The sequence below is a fragment of the Acidovorax sp. BoFeN1 genome, assembly GCF_003345135.1.
GTDB lineage: Bacteria > Pseudomonadota > Gammaproteobacteria > Burkholderiales > Burkholderiaceae_C > Acidovorax > Acidovorax defluvii.
In genome coordinates this window covers 1-1,843 of sequence record NZ_QOZT01000160.1, presented here as the reverse complement: position 1 = coordinate 1,843, position 1,843 = coordinate 1, and the positions used below count along the sequence as shown (strand labels likewise).

2 protein-coding genes are annotated in these 1,843 nt (G+C 68.9%); one reads left to right on the top strand and one right to left on the bottom strand.

Annotated features, from left to right (window positions below; genetic code table 11):
- Window positions 1-25: 25 nt before the first annotated feature.
- Complete coding sequence (locus DTW89_RS19005) at window positions 26-793, top strand: LytR/AlgR family response regulator transcription factor (RefSeq protein WP_114657068.1); 768 nt, start codon at window positions 26-28, stop codon at window positions 791-793.
- 232 nt (window positions 794-1,025) lie between these two features.
- Here the strand turns inward: DTW89_RS19005 and DTW89_RS19000 are convergent.
- Window positions 1,026-1,843: ZIP family metal transporter (locus DTW89_RS19000; RefSeq protein ID WP_114657067.1), on the bottom strand; the 818-nt coding region annotated here is incomplete at its 5' end.

Below are 1,843 nucleotides of genomic sequence, written 5' to 3'. Positions count from 1 at the left end.
ACCCCGGCCCGCGCCGCCCCAGCCCATGAACATCCTCATCGTTGACGACGAAGCCCTGGCCCGCAGCCGACTGCGCACCTTGCTGGGCGATTGCCAGGACACCGTGCGCACCACGGTGGCCGAAGCCGCCAACACGGGCGAGGCCCTGGCGCAGCTCACCCCCACGGGCGGGCGGGCCTTCGACCTGGTGCTGCTGGACATCCACATGCCCGGCCAGGACGGCCTGTGCCTGGCCCATGCCGTGCAGGCGCTGGCGAACCCCCCGGCCGTGGTGTTTGTGACCGCCCACGCCGACCATGCCGTGAGCGCCTTCGAACTCGACGCCGTGGACTACCTCACCAAGCCCGTGCGGCGCGAACGCCTGCTGCAGGCCCTGACCAAGGCCCGGCGCAGCCACCGGCGGGACGCCCCCACCGTCGCCCCCGCCGCGCACAGTGCCGCCAGCGCCGCCGATGGCGAAACCCTGGTGATCCAGGACCGCGGCCGCACCGAGCGCCTGCCCCTGGCAGAGGTGCTGTATTTCAAGGCCGAGCAGAAGTACGTGACCGTGCGCACCGCCACGCGCAGCTACATCATGGACGGCTCACTGAGCGAGCTGGAAGCCAAGTTCGCCCCACGCTTTTTGCGCATCCACCGCAACGCCCTGGTGGCACGCCGCGCCGTGCGCGCGCTCGAAAAACATTACGACCCCGACGAAGGCGAAGGCTGGGCCGTGCGCCTGCAGGGGCTGACCGAGCTGCTGATGGTGTCGCGCCGCCAGGTGGCGGCAGTGCGCGAGGAGCTGGCGCGATAGGAAGCCCCCCTGAGTCGCTGCGTGCCTTCCCCCCAGGGGGACGCCGCCCGTGCGGCGGGGCGGCCCTTGCACGGCGGCTACAGGTTGGGCCGCATCCATTTCATAGGTTGCCTCAATCCGTCGGCCTCATACGGATTTGCCTTGAACCGGATACATGGGCGGGGAGCTTCAGGCAGTGCTGCGGCACGACAAGGCGACCCAACGACGTCATGCGGTGGAAGGCAAACCCGTATCAGTGGACATGCGCCGCGCCGCTCACCAGCATCACAAGGCCCATGCCCACCAGCAGCCAGACGATCTGGGCCAGCGTCTCGCGCGCCGAGAGGCGTTTTTGCAGCTGCGGAATCAGATCGGCCAGGGCCACATAGACAAAGCTGCTGGAGGCCACGGCCAGAAAGTACGGCAGCCAGTCGTGCAGCTGCCCCACCAGAAAATACCCCACCAGCCCACCCAGCGCCGTCACGGCCCCGGCCAGCGAGACCTTGACCAGCGCCATGCGCCGGTTCGGGCTGGTCTGGCGCAGCACCACCAAGTCGCCCATGTGGTGGGGCACCTCGTGGGCCAGCACCGAAAACGCGGCAATCACACCCAGCCGCATATCGGCCACGAAGGCCGAGGCAATCAGGATGCCGTCGCCAAAGCAATGCACGCTGTCGCCGGTGAGCACAGCCCAGCCCCCTGCCGACTTGGGGCCATGGTGGTGGGCGTGGTCATGCCCGCTGGCGTGGTCGTGTTCATGCGCGTGCGGGTGGGTATGTGTATGTGCGCGCCCCTGCTGCACTTGCGCAGCGTGGTCATGCCCGGTCGCGCCGTGCCCGGCGGCGGATGGCAGCCCGTGGCTGTGTTCGTGGCCGTGGTGCCAAAGCTCGGCCTTGTCGAGCAAAAAGAAAAACACCAGGCCCACCAGCAGCGTGGCAAACAGGTCGTGGGCATCGACATGGCTTTCAAACGCCTCGGGCAACAGGTGCATGAAGGCGGTGGCCAGCAGGGCGCCTGCCGCCAGGCTGAGCAGGCGCTGCGGCCCCACACTGGCGCCGCCCCCCTTGAGCC

What these genes read in the sequence shown, in the direction of transcription:
- DTW89_RS19005 (WP_114657068.1), top strand. Translation starts at nt 26, where the DNA reads ATGAACATCCTCATCGTTGACGACGAAGCCCTGGCCCGCAGCCGACTG.